Genomic DNA, 18,755 nt, shown 5'->3' on the forward strand with positions numbered 1-18,755 from the left:
TCAGCCGCTCGGTCACTAGACTCGGTCCGTGGATCCGCTCGCCAGCCTCCTCTACGAAGTCCGCTCCGACGGCGCCCTGTTCAGCCGCAACATCCTCGCCCCGCCGTGGTCGATCCGCTTCGCCGGCGGCACCCCGCTCGCCGTCGTCACCATGCTGCGCGGCTCGGGCTGGGTCGTCCCCGGCGGCGACGCCGCACCCGTCGCCCTCGGCCCCGGCGACGTCGCCCTCGTGACCGGCGCGGAACCCTTCTCCGTCACCGACGACGCCCACGCCGGGACACCGCCCTTCTACGTCGTCCACCCCGGCCACTGCACCACCGCCGACGGCGAGGACATCAGCGACGACGTCATCCTCGGCCTCCGCACCTGCGCCAACGCCCCCGGCGGTACGACCCTGCTGCTCACCGGCAGCTACCAGGTCGACGGCCGCGTCTCCGAACGCCTCATCGGCGGCCTGCCCCGCGTCCTCGTCGTCCACCAGGACGACGGCAAGACCGGGCCCATCCTCGAACTCACCGACAACGAGATCAGCCGCGACGACCCCGGCCAACAGGCCGTCCTCGACCGCCTCTTGGACCTCTTGCTCCTGTCCACGCTTCGGGAGTGGTTCGCCCGCCCCGAGGCCGACCCGCCCGCCTGGTACCGCGCGCTCGGCGACCCCGTAGCCGGCCGCGTCCTCCGCCTCATCCACGACCGGCCCGCCCGCCCCTGGACCGTGACGACCCTCGCGGAGGAAGCGGGCGTCTCCCGGGCCACCCTCGCCCGCCGCTTCGGCGACCTCGTCGGCGAGCCGCCGATGACGTACCTCACCGGCTGGCGGCTCGCGCTCGCCGCCGACCTGCTCGCGCGTACCGACGCCACCGTGGAGTCGATCGCCCGACAGGTCGGCTACCAGAGTGCGTTCGGGCTGAGCGTGGCCTTCAAGCGCGTGTACGGAATCCGGCCCAGCGAGCACAGGGCGACGACCGCGCCGGTCGGCTGAGCTCCGCCGTCAGCCCAGCCGGGCGACGAACTCCGTCCAGGTGGCGGGGGAGAGGGCGAGCTGGGGGCCGGTGGGGTTCTTGGAGTCGCGGACGTGGACGGTGGAGGGGCAGGAGGCGACCTCGACGCAGTCGTCGCCACTGCCGCTGCTGTAGCTGGACTTGTGCCAGGAGAGGGCGACTTCTACGCAGTTCCCGCCGTCACCGGTGCTGTAGCTGCTCTTGAACCAAGACAGTTCAGTGGTGCTCATAGTGCTCCTCGGATCTCCCGCAACAGGCCCACGGTCGCCTCTACGGACAGAGCCTGTGTCCGCATCCTGGCATATCGCTGCTGAAGGATGCTGACCACTTTGGGGTCGGAGATGAGCTGGCCGCTGCCCTGGCCCTCGCTGTAGGCGTACCAGGTGTTCTCCTCGTTCTCCAGGAGGCACAAGGGGCCGTCGAGACCTGCGTGGTGCCCCCGTGACTGCGGCATGATCTGGATGTCGATGTTGCGCCATTCGCTGAGTTCGATGATGTGGTCGAACTGCTCGCGCATGAACTCCTGGTCGGCTACCTGGCGGCGAAGCGCGTGCTCCTCGATGATGAAGCTGAAGATCGTCTCCGGGTGCTCCGCGAGGATGTCCGTCCGCTCCATGCGAGCGACGAGGTTCGATTCGATCTTGTCGTCACTCATCGCCGGGAGCTGCTTCTCGAAGAGCGTCCGGGCGTATGCAGTCGTCTGGAGTAGCCCCGGTACGAGCCGGTTCTCGAACGTGTACAGCGTCACCGCCAGCGGCTCCAGCTCCGCCCACCCCTCGAACCACTTCGCAAGCCCCGCCTTGCGGGTCAAGTGCTTGGCCGCCGCCAGGATCACCCCGAACGCGTCCAGCGCCTCCTCCGCCCGGTCCACGAACTCCTTCGACGGCAGGCGTCTCCCCTGCTCGATCGAGGCGACCATGGGGACCGAGTAGCCCACCAGCGGGGCGAACTGTTCCTGTGTCAGGCCCGCCCGTTTGCGGAAGACCTTGACCACCTCCCCGAAAGCCTTCAGGCTCTCCGACGTCTCCGGTTCGCTCCCCTTCGGAACCTCGTCCGTCACCCCGCCACCTCCCGTACCCGTGTGCTCGCGCAGAACGAGTCCAGGTTCACCGATAGTCACCGGTACGGTCCAGAGCGTGAACCCGTACGCTGTGCAGCGTACGAGTTTCTGAGCTGGTAACTCCCCGAGGGCGCCGCCACATTGGCCCCATGACCTCCCCCGCGACTCGCGAACCCACCGTCACCGTACGTGTGTTCACCCAGCGCTTCAGTTCGACCCCGCGCGGCGCCCGCCTCGCCCGCCGCCTCGCCGTCCATCAGCTCGACCGCTGGAGCGTCCCGTACGGCTCCGAGGACTCGGACACCGCAGGCCTTCTGGTGGCCGAGCTGACCGCGAACGCCGTCACCCACGGCCGGGTGCCCGGGCGGGACTTCGAGCTGACGCTCTCGTACACGCCCGGGCTGTTGCTTCGGGTCGACGTCTCCGACACGCGGGGCGAGCGCCGCCCGGCCGCGACGGCCGCGCCCGGCCCCCTCGACGAGGGCGGGCGCGGCCTCCTCCTCGTGGAGGCGCTGGCGTCGCGGTGGGCGGTGCTGGACCGCGTACCGGCGGGGAAGACCGTACGGGCCGAGCTGGACCTCACGGAAAGGCGAACGCCCCGTCCTGGTGGGACGGGGCGTTCGTCGGATGCGGTGTCGTGTGCGGTTACGGGTTGACCGGGAGGGCCGGGGTGTGGAGGGTCGGGACGCTCCACTTCTGCGCGAAGGTGTCGTTGCAGTCGTAGAGCTGGAACACGGTGCCCCAGTTGCGGTTGCCCCAGGGGACGTCCAGGCAGCGGTTCGACTGCGGGTTGTAGATCGAGCCGTCGGCTCGCGGCAGCCACTGCTGGCCGCCCTCACCGAGGCACTGCCAGAAGATCACGCCCGTGCCGGAGTCCGTGCCGTTGCCGGTGGCCGCCACGCACTGGTTCTTCTGCGTGAGCGTGCCGTTGGCGTTGACGCTGAACCGCTGGGCGTCGGTGCCGTTGCAGCCCCACAGCTGCGGGTGGTTGCCGTTGCCGCTGTTGCCGCCCGGGGCGTCCACGCAGATGTCCGGGGAGGCGGCGAAGCGGACGGGGCTGTCGACCGTGGTGGCCGGCGGGGTGTAGCCCTGGTAGACGCCGAGGTTGCTGACGCTGCCGTCCAGCCAGTTGCTGGGCTGGCTCACGTACTTGTACCGGCCCATCACCAGCTTGCCGCTCGGGGCGGGGCTGGTGCTCGCCGCGTGCTGGCCGCTGGAGCCGAGCCGGCCGTTGACGTACAGGCTCATGGCACCCGTGGTGGCGTTGTACGTCGCCGTCAGCTGCGTCCAGACGCCGGGCTTGAACGCGTTGGCGGGGTTGACGATGTGGTTGTAGTCGTACGGCCAGCCGTCGTCGTCCCCGCGAGCGAGGGCGAAGCGCCAGTTGCCGGAATCGCCCCACAGCATGAACGCGCTGCCGTGGGCGGTGTCCTGACTGACGATCACGCCGTCCGGCTTGTCGAGCTTCGCCCAGGTGCTGACGGTGAAGCTCTGTCGGGTGTCGACGACCTTGTCGGGTGCGGTGATGGACGACTTCAGGGTGTCGCGGAAGACGGCGACCTTGGTGGTGCGGCCGTCGACGGTGGCGTCGGCGTAGGCGATGTTCGCCGCGGTGCCGTTGGCGGTGGCGGGAACCGCCGTGGCGTCGCCCTCCAGGCGCCACTGCGCCGTCGGGGCCTGGGTGTTGCCGCGTGCGTGCTTACCGGTGAGGTTCTTCACCATGCCCTGCTCGGGCGCGCCCGCCCAGGCGTGCAGCGTTCCGGCGCCGTCGAGGGCCCAGAAGTCGGGGATGCCGTCGTCCGTGAGGTCGCCGTCGGAGCCGACCCGCGGATAGTCGTCGCCGGTGATGCCGTTGAGGATCCTGCTCGCGGGCTGGGCCGTGACACCGTCGAACACGGTGTAGGTCAGGCCCGATTCCTCGGTGCGGGTGGACGTGCTGAGCCGGTACTGGAAGACGTCGCCGCTGGTGCGGTCGCGGACCCACAGTGCCGGGGCGGTGTCCGCCGTGGTGCTGGTGGCCAGGTCGAGCGTGTTGCCCGGGACGATCAGGTCCTTGTTGTCCCAGTCCATGGTGCCCGACACCAGGGTCGGTGAGGCGAGCGCCAGACGGGCCTTGGCCGGGTAGTACCAGAGCTTCCCGGCCTCCACCGCGAGCAGGCCGGTCGCGTCGACGACCTTCCGGCTCGGGGTGCGCGAGGTGCGCGTCGATCCGGTCGGCGTGATCTGGGTGGAGTGCTGCCAGGTCTCGACGTCGCTGTTGTACCCCGTGCAGGTGGTGTAGGCGGGGTCGCACGCCGGCTTGGCGATGTTGTCCTTGGTGCCGAGCGTGAACCGCCCCGGATCGTCCAGGCTGTTGTCGTAGACGAACAGGTCCTGTCCGGCGAGGCCGCCGACCGTGGTGGGCTCGCGGTGGACGAACAGGTCGTCGACGTTGCGTCCGGGGTCGAGCGAGCCGCGGTGCGCGACCCGGTAGTTCTTCCAGGTGCGGCCGGCCGGGACCTCGGGTGCCTGGACGGCGGTCGCGGCGGTGCCGCTCGGCTGCATGCTGACGGCGGTTCCGTCGGTGGCGCGGCCGTGGGTGACGAGGTTTCCGGCGTCGTCCGGGAGCAGGATGTCGGGGCGGGCGTCACCGGTGGTGTCGCCGAAGGCCACCGGGCCGTCCTTCCACGGCACGTAGAAGGCGTACGAGAGCGTCTGGGAGGCGTTGCCCGCCTCGTCCAGCACGCGCGCGTAGAGCACGTTGGTGCCCCAGTGGGTGGGCTGGACGCTGATGCCGCTCGTGTTCAGCGGGCTGCCGCAGTTCTGCTGGGCGCCGGAGAGCTGGGGGTCGAAGCCCCACTGGACGCAGGCCAGGCCCGAGGAGACCAGTCCGGCGCCGGGGCTCGGGTCGGACGCCGAGAGCGGGATGGTGCCGTTGTCGCCCAGCCGCAGGTTGGTGATCTGGCCGTTGCCGGCCGGCGGGTACTGGGTGTTCGGGTCGGTGAAGTCGCCGAAGGCCATGACCGGCGGGGTGGTGTCGACGGCGAAGTGGCAGGTCGTGCTGGACGGGCCGCGGAGCAGGCCGTCGTCGCCGTGGGTCGCCCAGGCGTAGGCGTGGCCGTTCTGCAGGGTGCCCTGCGGCAGGGTGTACGAGGCTTCCGTGCCCCGCGCGACGAAGCCAGACCAGTTCTGGTGCGCGGTTGCCTGGGAGGTCTCGTCCCAGACGTTCACCCACTCGGTGAGCTGCCCCTGGTTGGGGCTGTTGACCTTGGAGATCAGCGTGGTGGTGGTGCCGGTCACCCATCCGTACTGGGACTGGGGGACCGAGGCGCAGGCCTGGGTGTCGCCGGCGACGACGCGGCGGGGCGTCGGATAGGCGTGCGGGTTCTCCGGGGTGTTCGGCGGGAAGTCGTAAGAGGCGGTGAGCACCGCGTTGTAGTTGTAGCGCTTGAAGCCCATCTTGTTGCCGGTGCCCTCGAGTCCGCGCAGGACGAAGGCGATCGGCTTGCTGGTGTCGCGGATGGCGTCGCGCATGGCGCCCGTGACGTTGAAGTCGATGGGGATGTCGTTGTAGCAGGCGGAGTTCGTGCCGTTGCCGGGGACGTCCTTGCCGTCCAGCCACTCCCGGACCTCGTGGTTGTTCCACGACACCGAGGAGTCGAACTCGCGGGCCCGGTACAGGCCCACCGGGTACTTCGTGGTGCAGGACCAGTCGGAGGAGATGTACTGGTTGACCCGCAGGGTGGCGGAGGCGATCGTCGAGCCCCAGTACCCGTTGATGTCGAACTCGAACAGGGCGCGCTCGATGCCGTACGGGCTCTCCCAGCCCTGGTAGCCCGAGCCGGGGTGGTCCCGGTCGGCGCCGCCGGTGCGGTCGAAGTTGGACGTGTTCGGCCAGGCCTGCATCACCCAGGCGTGGTGCTGCTTGTTCCGGGTGTCCTCCGACCAGGACGGGTCGATGTAGACCGGGTAGCTGGTGTCCGGGTCGTCGAGCAGCGCGGTGCTGGGGGCGAGCGCGATCGCGCCGGTCGCCCGCTGCGCGGAGCCGGTCACCTTCGCGGAGGTGACGGGGATCCTGGCGACGGTGGCCCGGGAACCCGGTCCTTCGGCGCTGCTCAGGCCGTCGACGTTGCCGTTGGTCTTGGCGCTGGGCTCGGCGGCGTCCATGTCGGCGTACTTCGCGCCCCGTACGGCCGGCTTCCGGGCCTCCTTCGCCGTCCACATCAAGGGGGCGGGGGCGCGGAAGACGGTGTCGTCGCCGCTGTTCGCCGTGAGGTTGCCGTCCTTGTCCTTGGCGAGGGTGAGGCCCTTCGTCACGGTGGGGAACGACAGGTTCCGCACGACCGGGTTGGCTGCGGCGGTCGGGCTGCGGAGGATCACCACGGTGGTGTAGCCGCCCCACTTGGTGGCGGTGACCTGGAGGTCCGTGTCCGGTGCGACGTTCTCGAAGAGGGCGTCGTTGCCGCTGAGGACCGGCTTGGGCAGTGCGCCGGGGAACGGCGAGGACACCGAGAGGCGCTGTCCGTCCTCGGCGGTCATCGTGGCGAGGGGGCCGGTGCCGCCGCCCGAGATGGCGAGGTCGGCGTCGGAGGCCTTCGGGGCGACGGTGCCGTCCGGGCGCGTCACCAGGGTGTCGTCGAGCGTGGTCCAGCCGTCGGCCCCGCCCTTCTTCCGCTGGGACACGAGGTGTCGCTCCGTGCGGAGCTTCCCCTGGGGCGTCACGACCGTGGTGCTGTACTCGTCCGTCAACTCGGGCACCAGGGCGTCCTTTCCGGACGTCCGGGCCTTCTCCCGAGCCTTCTCGGCCGCGGTGCGGACCTGCTGTTCCGGACGCTCGGTCCCGACCCGCGCCGGTGCCGGTGCGGCGGCCGGGGCGGCCGAGACGTCGGGCCGCGGCGACGGCGCGGCCTGTGCCGCGTACGGCGCGGCGACCAGCAGCGCGGCCGATGTCGCCAGGACGACGGCGGCCGACAACGGCCCTCCGGCTCCTGGTCTTTGTCCAGTGGACATGCTTGTTGCTCCCCCATGCATGTGCGTGTTCCCGGCGCGTGCGCGCAGAGATCCGGGGCACTGTGACAGTGGCGCGGCGGAGGGACCAAAACACGCCACGCGGGATGTGTCCGCCTTGTGTGCAGTCTTCACACATTACGCATGCTGTGATGTAAGACACGTCTGTCTTTCAACTGTCGCAATACGTCAAGTAGCTGGCGCGGCTGTTAAGTTCCCGTGCGATTGTGCCGTCGATCACTGGGGTCGACGGCCGCTACTGCATTCAACGGGGGAAGTGCGATGCCACGCTTTGGCATGCGCCGTTCCAGGCGACATATGCGGATACGGACTACCAGCCCGCTCGTCCTCGCCCTGACGGCGTCCCTTCTGGCAGTGCCGGCGGCCCAAGCCGCCCCGGCCGGACCGGACTTCGACAGGATCTGGCAGCCGGCGAAGACGCCGCTGCCGAAAACCGTCCCCGTGGCCGCGCGCGAGGCGAAGAAGCGCGGCCCGGTGAAACCTCCCCACGCGGTGCCGCCGCGAACCAAGGCCGCATCCCAACAGTCCTACGAGACGACGTACTTGGCCGGAACGGCCCGGCCCGCGACGTCCGCCGTGCGCGCCGGCACGCTCCCCGTGTGGGTGGCCCCGACGGCGAAGCACCGCAAAGCACCGCTGCCCGCGGTCGCCGTCGTGCGCAACGACGCGAAGACGGCCCGCGCCGCCGGAGTGCAGGGCCTGCTGTTCTCGGTCGCCGCGACCGGCCAGGCGCCGGGCGCCACGGTGCCGGTGAACATCGGCCTCGACATGGCGGCCCTCCAGCAGGCCACGGGCGGGCAGTTCGCCTCCCGCGGCCGTCTGGTCACGCTGCCCGCCTGCGCCGCGACCACGCCCGCGCTTCCCGCGTGCCAGGTCCGCAAGCCGCTGGCCACCCGCATCGACAAGGCCACCGGCCGCGTGACGGCCGACATCGCCGTACCGGCCGGAGACGCGGCCCCGGCCAAGGTCGCCACCGGTACGACGCAGTCGCCCCTGCGGTCGGCGGGCGCCTTCGTCGCGCCGATGCTCCTGGCCGCCGAGACCGGCGCCTCGGGCGGCGGCGGCGACTACACGGCCTCCGCCCTGAACCCCTCCTCGGCATGGGCCGGGGGCGGTTCCTCCGGCGCCCTGACATACAGCTATCCGCTCCTCGCACCCGCCGCCATCGGCGGCGCGGCACCCCAACTGGCCCTGTCCTACGACTCCTCGTCGGTGGACGGCCGCACGTCCGCCACCAACGCGCAGGCATCGTGGATCGGCGACGGCTGGGACCTCAACCCCGGATTCATCGAGCGCACCTACAAGCCCTGCGACAAGGCCGGCATCACCCACTCCGGTGACCTCTGCTGGGGCGGCTACAACGCGACCCTGTCGCTGGGCGGCCACTCCGGACCGCTCGTCCGGGTCGGCACCGGTGCGGCCGCGACGGACGCGGCGACCGGCGTGTGGCGGCTGAAGAACGACGACGGCACGCGGATCGAGTTCGGCTCCGGCGCGGCCAACGGTGTCCAGGACGGCGCCTACGCCAAGGTCACCGACACCACCGGAACCGTCTACTACTTCGGCGTCAACCACCTGCCCGGCGGCGACAACAGCGACCCGGCGACGGGCTCCGCCTCCGAGGTGCCGGTCTACTCCCCGAAGGCCGGCGACCCCTGCCACGACACGGCCAAGGGCAACGCCTCCTGGTGCCGGATGTGGCAGCGCCTCCAGCTCGACCACGTCGTCGACCCGCACGGCAACCTCACCACGTACACCTGGTCGCGCGAGACCAACCACTACGCGCGCGGCGGCGGCCAGAACCCCGGCAGCGGGACCTCCACCGACTACACCCGCGCCACCACCCTGGCCTCGGTCGCGTACGGGCAGCGGCTCCCGGAGCAGATCGCGGCCCGCGGAGGGCTCCAGCCCGCCGTCCGCCTCACCCTCACCACCGAGGAGCGCTGCCTCGACACGGCCCTCTGCGACCCCGCGCAGCGGACCGTCGCCAACAAGAACAACTGGCCCGACGTGCCGGTCGACCAGGAGTGCAAGGCCACCGGCACCTGCACCACGGTCACGCCGACCTTCTTCACCACCCGGCGGCTGGCCTCCGTCCTGACGCAGGTGCGGGTGAACGGCGCCTGGCAGGACGTCGACCTCTACACCCTCAAGCACTCCTTCCCCGACCCGAAGGACGCCACCAGCCAGAAGGTCCTGTGGCTGGACTCGATCGTGCGCACCGGCCGGACGAGCACCCCGCCGCTCTCGCTTCCCCCGGTGACCTTCGTCCCCGTCATGCTCCCGAACCGGGTCGACGGCACCGACCTCGTCCCCGCGCCGCCGCTCATGAACCGCGCGCGCATCCAGCAGATCAAGAACGAGACCGGCGGCGTCCTCAACGTCGACTACGACCTGCCGTCCTGCTCGCGCGTCAACCACGTGATGCCGACGGCCGAGGACGACAACACCACGTCCTGCTACCCGGTCCGCTGGACACCGGACGGCTCCGTCCTCGGCGCCGACCCCGTCCTCGACTGGTTCAACCGCTACACCGTCGACTCGCTCACCGAGAACGACACCACGACCGACGCCCCCCAGAAGATCACCAAGTACGCCTACGGCCCCGCGGCCTGGCACCGGGACGACAGCGAGTTCACCGACCCCAAGTCCCGCACCTGGGGCGACTTCCGGGGCTTCGCCACGGTCACCGCGGTCACCGGCAGCGGCGGCGACGGGCCCAAGTCGCAGGTCGTCACCACGTACCTCCAGGGCATGAACGGTGACGTCCGCAAGGACAGCAGCACCCGCACCGTCCAGCGCACCGACGCCCTGGGCCACTCGGTCACCGACCACGACTGGCTCAGCGGCCGGGTGCTCCAGACCGAGACGTACGACCAGGCCGGCGGCACCGTCGCCGCGCGCAGCGTCAACGGCTCCTCGGGCGAGGCCACGACCGCCACGCAGCCGCGCGGCGCCGGCATGCCGGACCTCGTCGCCCGCTACTCCGCCACCACGGCCACCGTCACGGACCAGGGCAGGAAGGCCGACGGCGGCTGGCGGTCCACCGTCACCACGACGACGACCGACGCCACCCGCAACAACCGAGTCGTCACCTCCCTGGAGCAGGCCGAGGGCCTGCCCGACCTGTGCACCCGGCTGACCTACGCCACGGGGGCCGACGCCCAGGTCACCGGCCTGGTCGCCGAGAAGCTCGTCGTCTCCGGCGCGGACGCCTGCACCGCCGCCCCGACGGCAGCCAACACCGTCGCCCGCACCCGCAGCTTCTACGACAACCTGCCCGCCGGGCAGGCCGCCGCCACCGCGGACGCGACGAAGCAGGAAGTGCTCGACCGCTACGCGACGGACGGAACACCCGTCTTCCAGTCCACCGCCGAGTCGACCTACGACGTCTACGGCCGGACCCTCTCGGCCAAGGACCCCCAGAGCAAGGACGCCCAGCACCCGGACGGCGCGGTCACCACGACCACGTACGCGCCGGCCGCCACCGGCGAACTGCCGTCCACGCTCACGGTCTCCGCGCCCGTGCCCGGCCAGCCGGAGACGACCACCTGGCCCACCGTCACCACCTTCGACGTCCGCCGGAACCTCCCGCTGACGCTCAAGGACCCCAACCTCAAGACGAGCACGCGCAGCTACGACGCGCTCGGCCGTCTCACCGCCGTCTGGCTGCCCGGCCGTACCCAGGCCGCCAACCCGAACGCCAACGTGACGTTCACGTACGCGATCTCCGACCAGGCCGGCGTCCCGTCGGCGGTCACCACCAACAAACTGATGCGCGACAGCGAGACGCCGGTCTACGTCAAGAGCATCGACATCATGGACGGCTTCGCCCGCACGCGGCAGACGCAGGCGTCCCCCTCCAACCCCGCCTACACCGGCCGGCTCGTCTCCGAGACGATCCTCGACTCGCAGGGCAGGGCGCGCACGGTCAACGCCCCCTGGTACAACGACGCGTCGGGCCCGACGGGAACCCTCCTCGTCGCCGGCGAGAACACCATCCCGTCACAGACCCGCACGACCTACGACGGCCGGGGACGCGCCGTCGTCCTCGCCGCCTGGTCGCTGGGCGTGGAGCAGTCCCGCACCACCACCGACCACAAGGGCGTCGACCGGACCGACGTGCTGTCCCCGCAGGGCATCGCGCCCACGACGACGCTCACCGACGGCCGCGGCCGGACCACGGAGGCGTGGCAGTACACCACCCCCACCATCACGGGCAACGCCTCCGACGCCGTGATCACCCGCACCACCTACGCGGCGGACGGCAACCCCCTCACCCGTAAGGACGCGGTCGGCAACACCTGGACGTACGGCTACGACCAGCGTGGCCGCCAGATCACCGCCACCGACCCCGACACCGGCACGACCACCCAGACCTGGGACGGCGCCGGACACCTGGCGAGCACCACCAACGCCAAGAACCAGACCCTCACGTACACCTACGACCTGATCGGCCGGAAGACCGGCATGTACGACGGGGCCTCCGCCACGGCCGACAAGCAGCTCACGGCCTGGACCTTCGACACCGCGACGGCCGGCAAGGGCAAGCCCGCCACGTCGACCCGGTACGTCGGCGGCGCGGCCGGCCAGGCGTACACGACGAAGGTCAAGGGATACGACGACGGCTACCGCGTCACGGGGACGACGATCACCCTCCCCGGCACGGACGCCGGACTCGCCTCGGGCACGTTCTCGTACACGACCAGCGCGGTCTACGACAAGATCACCGGCCACCCCAAGGAGACGATCCTCCCGGCGCTCGGCGGCGTCCCGCTCGACGACATCCTCTACTCGTACAACGACTACGGACTGATGTACAAGTACGCGGGCGCCACCACGTACGACGTGCAGACGCAGTACGACGCCTTCGGACGCCCGGTCCGCTCGACCGTCAACCCCTGGGCCACCCAGGTCGTCACCACCACCGACTACGACCAGTCCACCGGCCGGATCCGGCAGCAGTTCGTCGACAAGCAGACGTCCCAGACGGGCGCCGTCCAGCAGACCGGCTACACCTACAACGACGCCGGCCAGGTCACCTCGATCACCGGCATCGCCGACAACACCCCCGCCCAGACCGACCGCCAGTGCTTCGCCTACGACACGCTCGGCAGGCTCACCACGGCCTGGACCGACAAGGGAGCACTCGCCGCACCGCAGCAGGGCCAGACCCAGGACCAGGGCGGCTGCGCCAACACCACCCCGTCCACCGCGACCACCGGCGGCCCGGCGCCGTACTGGCAGGACTACGGCTACGACCTGACCGGCAACCGCACCAGGCTGGTCGGCCACGACCCGGCCGGTGACACCACGAAGGACGTGACGACCACCCAGACGTTCGGCGCCCCCGGCGTCGTCAACACCCCGACCACCGCTCCCGCCACGGGCGGCGGCACCGGCGGCCCGCACGCACTGCTCACCTCGACCGCCAGGACGTCGACCACCACCAACAGCGACACCTCCCAGTACGACGCGATCGGCAACACCACGTCGTACCGCGCCGGCAAGGCGGGCACCAGCACCCTGACCTGGGACAGCGAGGGCAAGATCGCCTCGCTGACCACGGCCACCCCCGTCAAGGGCATCGGCGGCAAGTGCCTGGACATCCAGGGCGGCGGCACCACCGACGGAACACCGGCGCAGATCTACACCTGCAACTCCGGCGCGGCGCAGAACTTCGCCACCGCGGGAAACCGCCTCTCGAACGCCGACAAGTGCCTGCAGGCCATGGGCGCCGCGGCGGGCTCGCCGGTCCAGCTCCGCACCTGTGACGGCAGCCCCGCCCAGACCTGGACCGCCCGCCCCGACACCTCCCTCCACAACCCCGTCTCCGGCCGCTGCCTCGCCGTCCCCGGCGACGTCACCACCAACGGCACCGACCTCGTCCTCGGTGACTGCGCCACCTCGGCGCCCGCCGGACAGAAATGGACCGTCCCGGACACCACCACGACCTTCGTCCACGACGCGGACGGCAACCAGCTGGTGCGCCGCAACCCCGGGAAGACCACGCTCACCCTCGGCACCGACGAGCTGGTCGTGGACACCGCGAGCACGGCCACGCCCAAGCCGCAGACCGGCATCCGCACCTACCCGATCCCCGGCGGCATGAGCATCGTCCGCACGGGCGCGGGCACGGCCGCCGGAGCGTTCGTCGCCCAGGTCGCCGACCACCACGGCACCGACGGCCTCGCCGTCGACCTGTCGACGCTCACCGCCACCCGGCGCCACACCGACCCCTTCGGCAACCCGCGCGGCGTCCAGCCCGCGACCTGGGCCGGCGGCAAGGGATTCGTCGGCGGCAGCAAGGACACCACGACCGGCCTGACCAACCTCGGCGCCCGCCAGTACCAGCCCGCCACCGGCCGGTTCCTCAGCGCCGACCCGCTGCTGGACAACGCCGACCCGCAGAGCTGGAACGGCTACGCCTACGCCGACAACAACCCCGTCACCAACTCCGACCCGGACGGTCGGATGTGCCTGCACGGTTCACCGGGCGGCGGCCCCGACGGGGTCTGCGCGGGAGTACCGCCCAAGCCGTACTACGAGGGCGGCGGCGGCGACCACGACGGCGTCATCGGTGACGGCTCCAACAACTGCGTCTGGGACTACTGCGCCGGACACGCCCAGGCCATGGAGGAGGAGGCCGACAAGAACGGCACCTGGAACCGCGACCCGCACCACCGCGGCGAAGGCCCCACGCACATGTCCCAGGCCAAGAAGGACTGGAACGCCGCCCGCAAGATCGTGCGCCAGGCCAAGGAGCGGGCCGCCGCACGCGCGCTGGGCGCCCAGCGCTGGCAGACCGCCGAGGCGTACATGTACGCCGAGATCACGCGGAACCTGCAGTCCGACGCCGTCGGGAACATGCGCGACCTGAACACCAGCTGGATGCCGATGAGCATGGGCATGGCGACCATCGAATGGATCGGCCTGGTCCGCGCGGGAGCCGAGTGGGACCACAAGCCCAAGATCGAGAAGATGATGCATCTGCGCACCAATCCCGACTACTACTTCATCGTGCCCGGCACGGGCGAAGAGGCGTTCTACGACGTCTGGTCCAACGTGCACTACGGCTTCGTGGGCATGGCGGCGGGATTCGGAGAGGGCGACCTGGAGGGCGGTGCCTCCTCGGCCTTTCCCGGTGCCAGCTTCTTCAACGGTGGCACCGACGCCGGTGACATCGTCAGCGTCCGCCAGGGCATCGAGATGTTCAAGAAGTACGGCACGGGCATGACCCAGGAGCAGTTCCACCAGGGCATGCTCGACACCGTCGCCGCCATGCGCGGGACGACTCAGGTGAGGCCGGCGGTCGGCCCGTAACCGCGGGTTCCGACCCGGGTTCCGACCCGTAAGGCGGGGTGCGCTCACTGCGAGCGCACCCCGCTTTTCCCTTTACGGGGTCGGGGCGGGGGCGTACCCCGCCGGCCGGGTGGTGAACGTGCCCCGGCCCTGGGTGCGGCCGCGGAGGCGGGACGCGTAGCCGAACAGTTCGGCCAGCGGGACGGTGGCCGTCACCACGGCCGTACCGGAGCGGGTCGTCGAGTCCGTCACCCGGCCGCGGCGGGCCGCGAGGTCGCCGAGGACGGAGCCGACGGAGTCCGCGGGGACGGTGACCGTGACGTCGGCCACCGGCTCCAGGAGGGCCATGACGCTCGCGCGGAGCGCCTCGCGCAGGGCGAAGCGGCCCGCCGTGCGGAACGCCATCTCCGAGGAGTCCTTCGGGTGGGTGGCGCCGTCCGTGAGCGTGACGCGGACACCCGTGACCGGGTGGCCGCCGAGGGGGCCCTCGACGAGGGCGTCGCGGCAGCCGGCCTCGACCGCGCGGACGTACTCCTGCGGGACGCGGCCGCCCGTGACGGTGGACGTGAACACGAACTCCTCTCCCTCCTGGACGGGTTGGACGTCGATGACGACGTGGGCGAACTGGCCCGCGCCGCCGTCCTGCTTGACGTGCCGGTACAGCAGACCGGTGACGCCCTTCGTCACCGCCTCCCGGTACGCGACCTGCGGACGCCCGACGGTCACCTCAAGGCCCCGGTCGCGCCGGAGCTTCTCCACCGCGACCTCCAGGTGGAGTTCGCCGAGGCCGGACAGGACCGTCTGGCCCGTCTCCGGGTCGGACCGGACGACGAGCGAGGGGTCCTCCTCCGTCATGCGGGCGAGGGCCGTCGCGAGGCGGCCGGTGTCCGTGCCGCGACGCGCCTCGACGGCCACCGAGACGACGGGGTCGGCGGTGGAGGGCGGTTCGAGGACGATCGGCGCGTCCGGGGCGCAGAGCGTCGCTCCGGCGCGGACGGTCTTCGGTCCGACGACGGCGACGATGTCACCGGCGCGCGCCGCGTCGACCTCGGTCGCCCGGTCGGCCTGGACGCGCAGGATGCGGGCGATCCGCTCCGTGCGTCCGGCGGTCGTGTCGAGCACGGTGTCCCCCTTTCCGATCGTGCCCGCGTAGACGCGGAGGTAGGTCATGCGGCCGGTGGCGGTCGCGCTCACCTTGAAGGCGAGCGCGGTGAACGGGGCCTCCGGGTCCGCCGGGACCTCGCCGCGGACCGGCGGCATGTCCGACGGGGCGGGGAGGTACGCGACGACGGCGTCGAGCAGGGGCTCGACACCCCGGTTGCGGTACGCCGAGCCGCACAGGACGACCACGGCCTCGCCGGAGAGCGTGAGGTCCCGGAGCGAGCCCGTGAGGGTCTCCTCGGTGAGCGCGCCGCGCTCGCAGAACTCCTCCAGAGCGCCCGGATGGAGCTCGGCGACCGTCTCCTCCAGGTGTCGCCTGCGGTGGCGGGCCTCGTCCCGGAGGTCGTCCGGGACCGGCTCGTCCGTGTACGTGTCGGCGCCGTCGGCCCACACGTACGCCCGCATCCTGACCAGGTCCACGACGCCCGTGAACGCGTCCTCGCGCCCGATGGGGAGCTGGACGGCGAGCGGGACGGCGCCGAGGCGGGTACGGATCGACTCGACGGCGCCGTCGAGCTCCGCGCCCGCGCGGTCGAGCTTGTTGACGAACGCGAGGCGGGGCACGCCGTGCCGGTCGGCCTGCCGCCACACCGTCTCGCTCTGCGGCTCGACGCCCGCGACGGCGTCGAAGACGGCGACGGCGCCGTCGAGGACGCGCAGCGAGCGCTCGACCTCGTCGGAGAAGTCGACGTGGCCGGGCGTGTCGATCAGGTTGATCCGGTGGCCCGCCCAGTCGCAGCTGACGGCCGCGGCGAAGATCGTGATGCCGCGGTCCCGCTCCTGCGGGTCGAAGTCGGTGACGGTCGTGCCGTCGTGGACCTCGCCGCGCTTGTGGGTGGCACCGGTGAGGAAGAGGATCCGCTCGGTGACGGTGGTCTTGCCGGCGTCGACGTGGGCCAGGATGCCGAGGTTGCGGATGCCGAGGGTGGTGGTACGCACGGTGTCGTGCCTTTCGCTGCTGCGTGGAGAACGGGGCAGCGCGATTCCCGGACGGATCCCCGAAGGATCGGGGTCAGTACGTCACGGGTCGGCGATGGCGGGCGCGCAGCCGCCACCGGCCGGCACGAGAGGCGAGGATCACGTCGAAGCGGCGGGCACGGGGAACGGACAGGCGGCAACGCACGGTCGGCTCCCCTCGGTTGACGTGACGGCACGGCCCACCGGTCGGTGCGCCGTGCCGCGAGTGTAGGGAGCGCCGCCGCGCGGGCGACACCGAATTAAGGCGGGGTGCTACGCGGCGGGCTGGAGCAGGTCCCAGCGGTTGCCGTACAGGTCCTCGAAGACGGCGACCGAGCCGTACGGCTCGTGGCGCGGCTCCTCCAGGAACTTCACTCCGGCGGCCGTCATCCGGTCGTGGTCGCCGGCGAAGTCCTCGGTGTGCAGGAAGAAGCCGACCCGGCCGCCCGTCTGGCTGCCGACGGAGGCCGCCTCGGCGTCGTTCTTGGCCCGGGCCAGGAGCAGGCCCGCGTTGCCCAGACCGCCGAACCCGGAGGCGCTGCGGGGGCGGACGACGACCCAGCGGCTCCCGTCACCCCGGTCGGTGTCCTCGACCAGCTCGAAGCCGACTGCGTCGGTGTAGAAGGCGATGGCCTCGTCGTATTCACGGACGACGAGGGTCACAAGTGCGATGGACGGCATTAACCCAACGTAATACGCGGAACCGGTGGGAACCATCCGCGTCGACCCGCGTCACCCCCGGCCGGACCCTCTCCCTATCGAGGGTCGGAGCGAGGGTCGGGGGAGGGGCGAAGGGAAGGGTCGGGAAAGGTGTGGCGGGAGGGACGGAGGGAAGGGCCGAGGGGGCGGCGGAGCGGCTTGGGGGTCCTGCGGGCGCACGGCCGAGGGCCGGGGGAGGGGGCGGCCCGGGGTGCTGCCGCCCGGGCGGCCGAGGGGTCGGCGGAGCGGCCCCGGGGGTCCTGTCGGCCGGACGGCCGAGGGCCGGGGCCGGGGCCGGGGAGGAGCCGGCCCCGGGGTACTGCCTTCCCGGCGGCCGGGGGAGCGAGCAGGGGAGGGGCCCGGGGCACTGCCGTTCGGGCGGTCACGGTGGGACAATCCCCCGCATGGACGCACAGGGGTTCGACCGGCTCGTGGGCCGCGCGCGGGATCTCGCCGAGCTCGGCGGCCGTCGTGTGCTGGGGCTGGCCGGGGCCCCCGGTGCGGGGAAGTCCACGCTGGCCGCGCGGCTCGTCGGCCGGCTGGGAGGGCTCGCCGTGCTCGTGCCGATGGACGGGTTCCACCTGGTGCAGGCCGAGCTGGAACGGCTGGGCAGGGCGGACCGGAAGGGCGCGCCGGACACGTTCGACGCCGACGGGTACACCGCGCTCCTCGCCCGGCTGCGGACGCCCGTCCCCGGCACGACGGTCTACGCCCCCGCCTTCGACCGGACGATCGAGGAGCCCGTCGCGGGGTCGATAGCGGTGCCCGCCGACGTGCCGCTCGTCGTCACCGAGGGTAACTACCTGCTGCACGACGAGGGCCCCTGGGCCGCCGTCCTGCCGCTCCTGGACGAGGCCTGGTACCTGGAACTGGACGCGGCCCGCCGCGTCCCCCGGCTCGTCGAGCGCCATGTGCGCTTCGGCAAGGACCGGGCCCGCGCCGAGCGCTGGGTCCACGACTCCGACGAGGCCAACGCCCGCCTGGTGGCGCGCGGTCGGGGCCGGGCGCACCTGGTCGTGACGATGGCGTAGCCTGCGGTCGGCCTGCGACCGGCTGGTGGACGGCCGGTGGACGGTGCCCCGCGTCGTCCCGCGCGTCCCAGGGACGTCCCGGTTCCGCATCCGGGACGGCGCAGCGCCGTGCGGCGGCTCCGGGCCGTGGAACGCTCCTGGCGACATCCCGTCAGGAAAGGATCCTCGTGATCAAGAAGCTCGCCCTCGCCGCCGCCGGTACCGCCCTGCTCGCCGGCATGGGCCTGTCGACCGCCACGTCCGCCGCCGCGGCGACCAGCCCCATGAACTGCGGGATGTACTCCACCTCGGAGCCGATGCTGGAGTACGGCGACACCGGTCCGTCGGTCAAGGCCCTGCAGTGCGAGCTGAACACCGCCATGACCAACACGAACATCGCCGTGGACGGCGTCTTCGGGCAGCAGACCTACAACGCCGTGATCAAGTTCCAGGGCAGCGGCTGCGCCAACACCGGTGTCGACGGCATCGTCGGCCCCAAGACCTGGGCCGCGCTGGACTTCTGGAGCAACTACGGCGGCGGATACGCCTGCTGATCCA

The 18,755-nt window shown here is 71.6% G+C and carries 10 protein-coding genes; 5 read left to right on the forward strand and 5 right to left on the reverse strand.

The genetic code is table 11. The features are described from left to right. Positions 1-28 precede the first annotated feature (28 nt). Positions 29-982: a cupin domain-containing protein gene (locus ACFCY7_RS04325; protein ID WP_376481182.1), complete on the forward strand. Its 954-nt coding sequence runs from the start codon at positions 29-31 to the stop codon at positions 980-982. 9 nt (positions 983-991) lie between these two features. Here ACFCY7_RS04325 and ACFCY7_RS04330 read toward each other — a convergent pair whose 3' ends face one another. Then, positions 992-1,231 (reverse strand): DUF397 domain-containing protein, encoded by a 240-nt coding sequence (locus ACFCY7_RS04330; protein WP_376481184.1) that lies wholly within the window; start codon positions 1,229-1,231, stop codon positions 992-994. Further along, positions 1,228-2,061, reverse strand: a complete 834-nt coding sequence (locus ACFCY7_RS04335; RefSeq protein ID WP_376481186.1) for a helix-turn-helix domain-containing protein — start codon at positions 2,059-2,061, stop codon at positions 1,228-1,230. Before ACFCY7_RS04335 ends, ACFCY7_RS04330 begins: the two co-directional genes overlap by 4 nt. A 149-nt stretch (positions 2,062-2,210) precedes the next feature. On the opposite strand from ACFCY7_RS04335, the gene ACFCY7_RS04340 reads away from it, so the two are divergent. Next, on the forward strand, positions 2,211-2,717 hold the full coding sequence (locus tag ACFCY7_RS04340; RefSeq protein ID WP_376481188.1) for an ATP-binding protein: 507 nt from the start codon (positions 2,211-2,213) through the stop codon (positions 2,715-2,717). Here ACFCY7_RS04340 and ACFCY7_RS04345 read toward each other — a convergent pair. Then, on the reverse strand, positions 2,707-7,050 hold the full coding sequence (locus ACFCY7_RS04345) for a ricin-type beta-trefoil lectin domain protein (RefSeq protein WP_376481190.1): 4,344 nt from the start codon (positions 7,048-7,050) through the stop codon (positions 2,707-2,709). The genes ACFCY7_RS04340 and ACFCY7_RS04345 overlap by 11 nt on opposite strands. A gap of 315 nt (positions 7,051-7,365) precedes the next feature. Here ACFCY7_RS04345 and ACFCY7_RS04350 point away from each other — a divergent pair, with 315 nt between their 5' ends. Then, the gene (locus tag ACFCY7_RS04350) at positions 7,366-14,391 is read left to right on the forward strand and encodes a ricin-type beta-trefoil lectin domain protein (protein WP_376481192.1); all 7,026 of its coding nucleotides are present in this window, start codon (positions 7,366-7,368) and stop codon (positions 14,389-14,391) included. A 72-nt stretch (positions 14,392-14,463) separates the two neighbouring features. On the opposite strand, the gene fusA is transcribed toward ACFCY7_RS04350, so the two are convergent. Together fusA and ACFCY7_RS04360 are read right to left on the reverse strand one after the other, a co-directional pair. Then, on the reverse strand, positions 14,464-16,470 hold the full coding sequence (gene fusA / locus ACFCY7_RS04355) for an elongation factor G (RefSeq protein WP_376481194.1): 2,007 nt from the start codon (positions 16,468-16,470) through the stop codon (positions 14,464-14,466). 291 nt (positions 16,471-16,761) lie between these two features. Further along, the gene (locus tag ACFCY7_RS04360; protein ID WP_376481196.1) at positions 16,762-17,169 is read right to left on the reverse strand and encodes a VOC family protein; all 408 of its coding nucleotides are present in this window, start codon (positions 17,167-17,169) and stop codon (positions 16,762-16,764) included. Positions 17,170-17,591: 422 nt separating this feature from the next. Here ACFCY7_RS04360 and ACFCY7_RS04365 point away from each other — a divergent pair, with 422 nt between their 5' ends. Further along, entirely contained in the window at positions 17,592-18,218 is a 627-nt protein-coding gene (locus ACFCY7_RS04365) for a nucleoside/nucleotide kinase family protein (RefSeq protein WP_376481198.1), read from the forward strand. A 167-nt stretch (positions 18,219-18,385) separates the two neighbouring features. Further along, positions 18,386-18,751 carry a peptidoglycan-binding protein gene (locus ACFCY7_RS04370; RefSeq protein ID WP_376481199.1) on the forward strand — a complete coding sequence of 122 codons (366 nt, stop codon included), beginning with the start codon at positions 18,386-18,388 and terminating at the stop codon, positions 18,749-18,751. Positions 18,752-18,755 lie beyond the last annotated feature (4 nt).

It is taken from the genome of Streptomyces sp. NPDC056361 (genome assembly GCF_042262805.1).
Classification (GTDB): domain Bacteria; phylum Actinomycetota; class Actinomycetes; order Streptomycetales; family Streptomycetaceae; genus Streptomyces.

Excerpts from the sequence above, each read along its gene's own strand:
- ACFCY7_RS04330 (WP_376481184.1), bottom strand. The coding sequence starts at position 1,231 with ATGAGCACCACTGAACTGTCTTGGTTCAAGAGCAGCTACAGCACCGGT.
- ACFCY7_RS04345 (WP_376481190.1), bottom strand. The coding sequence starts at position 7,050 with ATGTCCACTGGACAAAGACCAGGAGCCGGAGGGCCGTTGTCGGCCGCC.
- ACFCY7_RS04365 (WP_376481198.1), top strand. The coding sequence starts at position 17,592 with ATGGACGCACAGGGGTTCGACCGGCTCGTGGGCCGCGCGCGGGATCTC.
- ACFCY7_RS04350 (WP_376481192.1), top strand. The coding sequence starts at position 7,366 with ATGCGGATACGGACTACCAGCCCGCTCGTCCTCGCCCTGACGGCGTCC.
- ACFCY7_RS04340 (WP_376481188.1), top strand. The coding sequence starts at position 2,211 with ATGACCTCCCCCGCGACTCGCGAACCCACCGTCACCGTACGTGTGTTC.
- ACFCY7_RS04360 (WP_376481196.1), bottom strand. The coding sequence starts at position 17,169 with ATGCCGTCCATCGCACTTGTGACCCTCGTCGTCCGTGAATACGACGAG.